6 protein-coding genes and 1 pseudogene are annotated in these 9,248 nt (G+C 42.6%); 4 read left to right on the plus strand and 3 right to left on the minus strand.

The genetic code is table 11. The annotated features are described in order from the left end of the window. Window positions 1–605: 605 nt before the first annotated feature. Window positions 606–1,562, plus strand: a complete 957-nt coding sequence (locus JK130_RS08180; protein ID WP_218353830.1) for a transposase — start codon at window positions 606–608, stop codon at window positions 1,560–1,562. A gap of 1,111 nt (window positions 1,563–2,673) precedes the next feature. Then, a complete protein-coding gene (locus JK130_RS08185; RefSeq protein WP_218353831.1) occupies window positions 2,674–3,225 on the plus strand; it encodes a porin family protein in 552 nt (183 codons plus the stop codon). A gap of 428 nt (window positions 3,226–3,653) precedes the next feature. On the opposite strand, the pseudogene JK130_RS08190 reads toward JK130_RS08185, so the two are convergent. From JK130_RS08190 to JK130_RS08200, 3 genes and pseudogenes are all read right to left on the minus strand, one after another. After that, window positions 3,654–3,821, minus strand: a pseudogene (locus JK130_RS08190) (ATP-binding protein); the annotation flags it as partial. Window positions 3,822–4,088: 267 nt separating this feature from the next. After that, complete coding sequence (locus tag JK130_RS08195; protein WP_218353832.1) at window positions 4,089–4,730, minus strand: PEP-CTERM sorting domain-containing protein; 642 nt, start codon at window positions 4,728–4,730, stop codon at window positions 4,089–4,091. A 230-nt stretch (window positions 4,731–4,960) separates the two neighbouring features. Further along, on the minus strand, window positions 4,961–5,239 hold the full coding sequence (locus JK130_RS08200) for a hypothetical protein (protein WP_218353833.1): 279 nt from the start codon (window positions 5,237–5,239) through the stop codon (window positions 4,961–4,963). Between the two features lie 1,208 nt (window positions 5,240–6,447). Here JK130_RS08200 and JK130_RS08205 point away from each other — a divergent pair. Together JK130_RS08205 and JK130_RS08210 are read left to right on the plus strand one after the other, a co-directional pair. Continuing rightward, window positions 6,448–6,990 (plus strand): cysteine hydrolase family protein, encoded by a 543-nt coding sequence (locus tag JK130_RS08205; protein ID WP_343210988.1) that lies wholly within the window; start codon window positions 6,448–6,450, stop codon window positions 6,988–6,990. Further along, window positions 6,987–9,050 (plus strand): NAD(+) synthase, encoded by a 2,064-nt coding sequence (locus tag JK130_RS08210; protein WP_218353835.1) that lies wholly within the window; start codon window positions 6,987–6,989, stop codon window positions 9,048–9,050. Before JK130_RS08205 ends, JK130_RS08210 begins: the two co-directional genes overlap by 4 nt. Window positions 9,051–9,248 lie beyond the last annotated feature (198 nt).

Consider the following 9,248-nt stretch of genomic DNA (forward strand, 5'->3'; position numbering starts at 1 on the left):
CGTACCCCTGTGGCTGCACCACGCGTTACAATCCCGGGTCGAGGCACCATTATTCTAAAGGCCCGCATTTATGCGGGTTTTTTAGATCTGGGCTATCGGAACACGCTGGCGTACCCCTGTGGCTGCACCACGCGTTACAATCCCGGGTCGAGGCACCATTATTCTAAAGGCCCGCATTTATGCGGGCTTTTTTAGATCTGGGTTATCGGAACACGCCGGTGTGCCCCTGTGGCTACACCACGCGTTACGATCCCGGGTCGAGGCACCATTATTCTAAGCCCTGCACGCAAGTGTGGGGCTTTTTTGTTCCTACTATCCTATTTCTTTCCTAGAAAAAGTTCGCTCCAAACGGAGGCAACACTTTTACCGTTAGCACAAACAAAAAAACCGCGTTTGCACGCGGTCTTTTAGAAGCAAGTGCGTCAATATTTCTTAACCTCGGACAGACACTCACACTACTTACAATATTTCCTTCTTAACATGGACAGTCACTCTCTATCCTTTCTTTCTGTCAAGGACAGTCACTCTCTATCCCTGGGTACAGTTGGATTTCGAGTTAACTTCAGCACAATAGAAAGCCTACTTTCCTCGTTTTGTTTAACCTCATGCCCAGACCGCGTAAAAGTCTTATTAACCTGTCAGATACGCCTTACTACCACTGCGTGTCGCGGTGTGTTCGCAGAGCATTTTTGTGCGGCGAAGACAGGCAGACGGGCAAAAGCTATGAACATCGACGACAGTGGGTTGAAGACCGGCTGTTATTGCTGGCTGACGTGTTCTGCGTGGATGTGTGCGCCTATGCGGTGATGAGCAACCACACCCATGTGGTATTGCGTATCAATAAGCAAAAGGCGGATTTGCTTTCAGTGAAGGAGGTTATCGGCCGCTGGCATAAGCTGTACAAAGGCATGCTGCTGTCCCAAAAATATATTAATCCCGAGGTATGTGATGCATTATCTGAGGCAGAAATTGAAACCGTAAAAAACCTCGCCGAAGTCTATCGTAGCCGACTGTTCGATATCAGCTGGTTTATGCGGCTGCTCAATGAATACATTGCCCGGCAAGCGAATAAGGAAGACGAGTGCACAGGCCACTTCTGGGAAGGAAGATTCAAGTCTCAGGCATTAATGGATGACGCAGCGTTAGCAGCCTGCATGGCGTATGTTGACTTAAACCCGGTGCGCGCTTGTTTAGCGAAAACACCGAAAGAGTCGGCCCATACCAGTATTAAAAAGCGCATTGAAGCCGCAACGTCTCATCAACAGCCCCGTCACTTACTTCCTTTCGCAGGCAATCCCTCAGATAAAATGCCCGATGGTCTACCTTTTCGTATTGAAGAGTATCTGGCAGTTGTCGAACAAACCGGACGCCAATTTCACCCGAAAAAACGAGGTAAAATCGATGATGTCGCCAGGCCTGTGCTCACGCTCACGCGGGTAGCGTTAGAGCCTTCTGACTGGCATGCATTAGTCTGCGGCATAGAAACAGAGTTTAAAACGGTTATCAGTCTCGAAAAACTAATGTCGCAACGCAAGAAAAACTTAAAGTATAACTCAGCGTAATCCAGCAAAGCGTTCATCGTCGACTTCATGCTTCAATCATTCGTATCGCCCAAACCGGGCCGATGCACTCCATCATCTTGGCTATTCAATCTGACTGTTATTATTGTTAATAAGTAGTGGGCAATACTCCTTCCAACACAAATAGTGCTGCAATATTTAACCGCCTGGTAATGATATCAATATCGAAAGTAATGAGGGAAGCAAGGAGTGACTGTCCTATGCAAGCCATACTATGGAAGCCGTAGATACAGGGAGTGACTGTCCTATGCAAGCCATATTGAAAAACTAATGTCGCAATGCAAGAAAAACTTAAAGTATAACTCAGCGTAATCCAGCTAAGCGTTCACCATCGACTTCATGCCTCAATCATTCGTATCGTCCAAACCGGGTCGATGCACTCCATCATCTCAGCTATTCAATTTGACTGTTATTATTGTTAATAAGTAGTGGGCAAGATTCCTTCCAACGCAAATAGTGCTGCAATATTTAACCGCCTGGTAATGATATCAATATCGAAAGTAATGAGGGAAGCAAGGAGTGACTGTCCTATGCAAGCCATACTATGGAAGCCGTAGATACAGGGAGTGACTGTCCTATGCAAGCCATATTGAAAAACTAATGTCGCAATGCAAGAAAAACTTAAAGTATAACTCAGCGTAATCCAGCTAAGCGTTCACCATCGACTTCATGCCTCAATCATTCGTATCGTCCAAACCGGGTCGATGCACTCCATCATCTCAGCTATTCAATTTGACTGTTATTATTGTTAATAAGTAGTGGGCAAGATTCCTTCCAACGCAAATAGTGCTGCAATATTTAACCGCCTGGTAATGATATCAATATCGAAAGTAATGAGGGAAGCAAGGAGTGACTGTCCTATGCAAGCCCAGACCTACGCGATCCCTTCTGGGTTTCCTAGTTTATATTACAGACGACTTTTATCTAGGAAAAAAACATTACAACTCAAATGATTTCGTGGCAATTAATTACTTTTTAGTAGTAAAATGCCGCGGCTAATAAAGGACGTGGGAAGCAGCAAGTGAAACGTACGGCGTATTGCTGTGAGTTCCCCATTAGATGTTGTGAGAAAATTAAGGAGTGTTAATTAAAAATGTCAGTTGTTAAAATAGTTCCTGTTTTATTGGGTGTATTATCCCTTTCATTGCAAGCAGAAGAGCAAGAATCAAGCGATGATGGATTCTTAATTGGCGGTGGTGTTTTTTCCGCAGCAAACTCAAGTTGTGACTATTCTGATTGTGCATATTCTGGGCAATATGGTGAAGTTGGTTATGATTTCAACAATGTGTTTGGGATTGAAGCCAAATACGTAGTTGGCGAAAATGATTCTGACATTGATTTAACGGTAAGTTATTTTGGTTTGAATATTGGCCATGACTTTAATACAGAGTGGTTCAGGCTCTATGGTAAAGTTGGCTATGCCAATATAAAAGAGGAAGAATCTGGAGAGAGTTTTTGTAATAACTACTGGTGTTATTATCCACGGTCATATTCATCCTCAGGTGCAACATTTGGTATAGGGACCAGATTTACTTTTTCAGGAAAAGCTTCTGGCCTTTACCTTAAATTGGAAAGCTTAGCCGTTGCTTTTGAAAATGACACCGTGGGTGCAGCCTTTGCAGCTGGCTTAGGATACAGATTCTGATAAGAAACTATGGCGCCAATAGTTAAGTTATAGCCTTGGCGCTTCTTGTATTGCACCTACTTTGTACATCGAATTTAAGATAGCAACCCTCTTTTTTATTCCATGAGTTCCACTGGGGTTAACGCATAGACCAGGGCAAGATCGCGACCAGTTAAACAGTTAAATAATCCATCGATTGAACTCACAGGTTAAGCAGCCATCCATCTTAGGTGTTATCAGGTCTACCGTTCGTTCAAAACAACCAGTCATGGTATGTCGGGACTTCTAGAAAATTGTGTGACGATTTTTGGCCCTGTCTTAGTATTTTGTCTCAATGAAGCGGCGCTACAGATCGCTTAAATCAATAGGTGTCATCATTGCTACATTGTCAACGGCAATCTAATTTTGACCCAGTTAGCGGTAAAATAAAATTGACCCACCTTTAGCGTTTACACTTTATTTTGTTTATTGGTGACCTGGGCTATCCCAGCCGCTTTTTTGCCCCGTAGACGGTAACTATTTCCTGCTATCTGGACGATATGTGCATGATGTAACAGTCTATCAAGCAGAGCCGCAGTCAGTGTTTGATAGACTGCGAATGGATACAAGAAGTGACTGTCCTGTGCGAGTCACTGTGCGAGTCTGTCTCTTTGGAAGAAGGAGGCTGGTGTACGACTCTATCAGCACACAGTCAGCTTAAGGCTGAACAAATGATAATATGAAGTAGCCCTTTAGTTAGGCGTTTGCCTATGGTGGAAATCGAAGGTTTTTGAATTATTTGGCTAAGGTCAGCTTTAGATACAAGAAGTGACTGTCCTATGCACTTTAGGCAAAAAAAAGCCTCGAGATTTACCGAGGCTTAGAATATGTATAACGGTGATAGATTATGACACTTTCTTTTTTCTAGAAAATCCTATCCCAGCTAAGCCTAGTCCTAAAATAGCAATGGTTGAAGGTTCAGGCACATGAACTGAAGCTATATTTACTGTAAATGCCATTTCTGGAGTGAGCGAACGCCCATCAAAATTTGTACCGGTAGGATCATTAGAATACCAGAATGTACCATTATCAATTATACCGCCACTATTTTGCGTATGAGCGCCAACGTTAAAAGGGCCAGATCCTCCTAAACCAACTGTACTGGCCCCAAACCAATACGTTTCATTTGCTATTAGATCAATCGCGCCTGCAATAGTTGATTGCTCAAAATATGTTAACGATGGGAAACTTAAGCCTGAAATTACTGATGTCGAGGCAAGGATACTTGAAGAATCAGGACCATTATTTAAATCACCTCCAAGCGAGCTAAATACTTGCAATACAAAATCAGAGCTGCCGCCATTTAACCAAACTCCTAAGTCTGTAGCGATACCATTTGAATCAGCCACAAAACTATTAGCATATATATATGTTCCTGAGCTTGAAAGGGGATTCCAAAAATCACCTAAATCCGGGCTTTTGGTAATAAGGCCAGCATTCGCTGAGGCTGCAAAAAAGCATACGACCAAACCTATAATATTTTTCATTTTTTTTACCATATAATTTCAGTACGAAATACATGGCAAATGCTGTGCCAAAAGTATATATTCTTGTTTTTTATGAATTAATATCCACGCAATTGCATAATTAACACACGATTGTAAAATTTACCGACACATATATGGCTATAATAATTAGAATGAAGTAACACAGCCGCCCTATTTGGGAGGGAGCCCGCCTGCGAACAAATTTAATATGATTGTGATGTGTTTAATATTTATATTAAGACGATATAAACCACAATCAATGTCCAGAAAGATAACCCTAAAATACAGACTCCCCAGGCTCCAAGGTAGGTTTGGCCAGAACGATTTATAAGACCAAAGCCGCTTTGTTTTTTGGACACACGGCCCGTATTTGAGCGGATAATACTATCAGGTACCCACTTACCAAAAGAAATGATGAAAGTGAGAACCGAACCTGTGGCATATATTACGCCCCAAAAGATAAATTCAAAGATTAGCCAGATAAATAAAAAACCAATAAAATCTTCCATGATAATCCTTACGACACTTATGTCCTATAAATGGGGTGAAATACAAAAAAATCGTTACGAAGTGGTATTTTTTCAACCAGCCTTCAAACGATTTAATGTGATGGTCAGGGCCTACGAACATACTCAATCATGATAATCATACCACCTAAAAAGAGGAAGCATGCAGAAATTAAAAACGGTGTTTCCGTATACAACCCCATATATAAAGCAACTAATAAAACACCCTAACCCACACCAATAGAGTAAACGGCAAATTTACTGATTTTGGGATAGTGAATAACCGTATATATAACCACTCCAAGCGAAAAAATTCCAACTAAAAGTAAGACGGTTACAAAAAAGGAAAAGAGACTATAAAAAGTACCATGAGTGAAAACCATCAGACCGAGCAATGTAATTCCAAGCCAATGTATGGAAGCAGGGACAACTATAATTAACAGTAATATCTTTTTTAAACAGAGCGTCATTACCTGCTGGCACCTAATGATTTAAAAGTGCGTGAATTGCGCATTTTTTATATCGCCATTGCTCACTTTTATACTTTCGCTATTAATAGCAAACTAACTATCGTATTACTACATATAGAGAAATCAGCAATCTGGATATAAAGCAAAGGGACATAAACGCGCGAATAGGTTGTTTCTAAATATGAGCGTAAAGGAGCGGGTGGGGATAGATTAACCGGGTTATGACGTTAATGGGTGAGGGGACACCAACTTGCGCTATTCGCTCAAACTGCTAGTAACGGTGTGTTGAGGCTCCCATAGTACCTTGTCTGGTCCTTGATAAAGAGCGCTACTGCCCGCTAGAATCAAACGGTTTCGTCATTAACATAAGCCCGTAACATAAGCCTGTAACATAAGCCTGTAATACATGTCCGCAGACATTAGCCATTTGCTTGCTCCCTGGGCAGCTCGGGGCATTGCGAATTTGGGGCTGTCTATCATTACTTAGAAGCGGTGAAGGCAAGTTAGGGCTCCTTTCTATTTTTCTATTAATTTCACATCTATGTGTCGCTTAATCTTCCCCTCCCGAGCAACGTGTTATCCGCAATTTTGTTGATCCCCCTTAGACGGTGGCTCATATCAAACTCAGTCTTTTTCACTTTGTCGAAATATATACTTATCCCTGTTTACGCTCTATCTGCACTTACCATAGGAGAATAACCTATTAATAAGCCAGCTGATTTTCCTGACAAAAGCAATGTGGTGCTCCTGATTATCGATATGATTAATGATCTGGAATTTGAAGATGGAGAGCAGATGCTTGAGCCAGCACTTGAAGCCGCTCATTCCATTAGCCGATTCAAAAAGCGTCTCAGTGAAGCTTCTATCCCCACCATTTATGTTAACGATAACTTTGGCAAATGGCGGTCTGACTTTCGACAGTTGGTTGAACATTCGTTAGACAAGAATGTACGGGGTGAAAAAGTTGCAAAAATTCTAAAACCCCAGGATGAGGACTATTTTGTCATTAAGGTACGCCATTCTGGTTTTTACGGCACTACTCTTGAAACCCTGTTGCGGCATCTCGAAGCAGATACCTTGATATTAGCGGGTATTACTGCCGATATTTGTGTTCAGTTTACCGCTCAGGATGCCTACATGAGACGTTATAATTTAATCGTACCTCCTGATTTGGTGGTGTGTGCAAACGAACACAACAAACAAACTGCTTTAGAACAGCTAAGACAAACCTGTAAAGCTAAAACACCGTTGTCTACCGAAATTAATCTTGAGGAATTTTTATGAAAGAAGAGCAACCCTTCAATAATATCTATTCGCATGGTTTTGCTCGGGTAGCGGTGTGTATACCGGAGCTTAAAGTCGCCGATCCGCAATATAATAGTCAGCAAACCATTAATTTAGCGAAAGAAGCGGGTAAACAAAATGCGGCGGTCTGCTTGTTTCCCGAACTCGGTATCAGCTCCTACTCATGCGGAGACTTATTTCACCAGGATGCTCTGCTAGATGCCTGTTTAGACGCAATCGAAGAAATTAAAGTGGCTTCAAACGACCTTCCGTCATTTTTATTAATCGGAACTCCTCTCAAAATAGAAGGAGCGCTTTACAATTGTGCGGTCGCAATCCACAACGGCAAAATTTTAGGCGTAGTACCAAAATCTTTCCTGCCCAATTACCGGGAGTTTTACGAAAAAAGGCAGTTTTGCTCAGGCCGTGACTGCCTGCTCGATGAAATTTATCTTTTAGGAGACAAGGTTCTTTTTGGTGCGGACATCATATTTAATGCGTTGGATGTCGAACATTTACGAATTCATGCCGAGATTTGCGAAGATTTATGGACACCCATTCCGCCGAGTACCTACGCTGCTTTGGCAGGGGCTACAGTACTGACTAATTTATCTGCAAGTAATATTACTGTAGACAAAGCGCGGTACCGCCGTGACTTATGTGCGCGTCAATCCGGGGCCTGTGTTGCTGCCTATCTTTATGCTGCAGCGGGGCCAGGCGAGTCTACCACCGACTTAGCGTGGGACGGTCATGGTGTAATATTTGAAAATGATGAATTACTGGTTGAGTCTGAAAGGTTTACTCCAGAAGCTGACCTTATTTTTGCTGATATCGACCTTGAGCGTCTTGCGCAGGACCGTATGCAATTAACCAGCTTTCACGATTCGGTCTCTGCTCATCAAGCTCTGGTTTCCAAAATTCGGCGCATAGATTTTACGCTTAATCCGCCCGAGGCCAAGCTTCCTCTTCTTCGAAACGTCAATCGCTACCCGTTCGTACCTTCAATCGTTAATGACCTGGACTTGCGCTGCTTTGAAACCTACAACATTCAGGTGCACGGACTGGCAAAAAGAATGTCTGCGTCTGGATTCACCAAACTCGTAATTGGTGTTTCCGGTGGATTGGACTCGACCCACGCTTTAATCGTTGCCGCAAAAACCATGGACCGCTTAGGTTTACCCCGGGAAAATATTTTGGCCTATACCATGCCAGCCTATGCTACTAGCAAAAGTACCAAAAATAACGCTCATATACTGATGGAAAGTTTAGGTGTGACCGCTAAAGAGATAGATATACAGCCCTCATGCGATCAAATGCTTAAAGATATAGGCCACCCTTACGCCGACGGTAAAGAGCTATTCGACGTTAACTTTGAAAATGTTCAGGCGGGAGAACGGACTTCTCATTTGTTCCGACTGGCTGGTCAGAATCATGCCCTGGTTCTGGGAACCGGAGACTTGTCAGAAATTGCATTAGGCTGGATGACCTATGGGGTGGGCGATCATATGTCTCACTATAATGTAAACTGCAGTGTGCCTAAAACACTTATTCAACATCTTATTCGATGGATTGCCGCCCAGGATGAATTTGATTCTGAAACTCATGACGTATTAACAGAAATCGTAAACACCGAAATTTCTCCTGAACTGGTCCCCGGAGAGGCCAATTCGGACAAACCAGCTCAAAAAACCGAAGACAAAGTGGGCCCCTATGAATTGCAGGATTTTAATCTTTACTGGATCACCCGCTTTGGTGTGCGCCCCTCGAAAGTTGCGTTTTTAGCCTATCATGCATGGCATGATGCCAGTGAAGGACGTTGGCCTAGTACTCTTCCTGAAGAAAATCGAACTCAATACACCTTGTCAGAAATAAAGCATTGGCTAGAAGTTTTTTGCTATCGATTCTTTAAAATCAGTCAGTTTAAGCGCTCAGCTATGCCAGATGGCCCTAAAGTAGGTTCAGGAGGATCGCTATCGCCTCGGGGAGACTGGCGGGCCCCTAGTGATGCAGAGGCCAAAGTATGGTTAAAAGACATAGAAAAGATACCAGATAAATTATAAGACACTTTGGGTCTTCAATACTTACCAGCTAAGGTTGAAGGCCCCTTAACGCTAATTGTTTAAACCACGACAGGCTATTTTTTAACTCTCACTCTAACCTCGGGTTCTTCTGTCATACCTGCTGTTTCTTTCCTGTTAAGCGAATAAATCTAAAAAACTATAATAGCTGAGTTATCACCTTTACGTTTTATAACCCTC

This window comes from Alteromonas lipotrueiana (assembly GCF_019249245.1).
GTDB classification, from domain to species: Bacteria; Pseudomonadota; Gammaproteobacteria; order Enterobacterales; family Alteromonadaceae; genus Alteromonas; species Alteromonas lipotrueiana.

Bases quoted from the DNA above. Each gene is read 5' to 3' on its own strand.
- JK130_RS08180 (WP_218353830.1), top strand. From the start codon at position 606: ATGCCCAGACCGCGTAAAAGTCTTATTAACCTGTCAGATACGCCTTAC.
- JK130_RS08185 (WP_218353831.1), top strand. From the start codon at position 2,674: ATGTCAGTTGTTAAAATAGTTCCTGTTTTATTGGGTGTATTATCCCTT.
- JK130_RS08195 (WP_218353832.1), bottom strand. From the start codon at position 4,730: ATGAAAAATATTATAGGTTTGGTCGTATGCTTTTTTGCAGCCTCAGCG.
- JK130_RS08200 (WP_218353833.1), bottom strand. From the start codon at position 5,239: ATGGAAGATTTTATTGGTTTTTTATTTATCTGGCTAATCTTTGAATTT.
- JK130_RS08210 (WP_218353835.1), top strand. From the start codon at position 6,987: ATGAAAGAAGAGCAACCCTTCAATAATATCTATTCGCATGGTTTTGCT.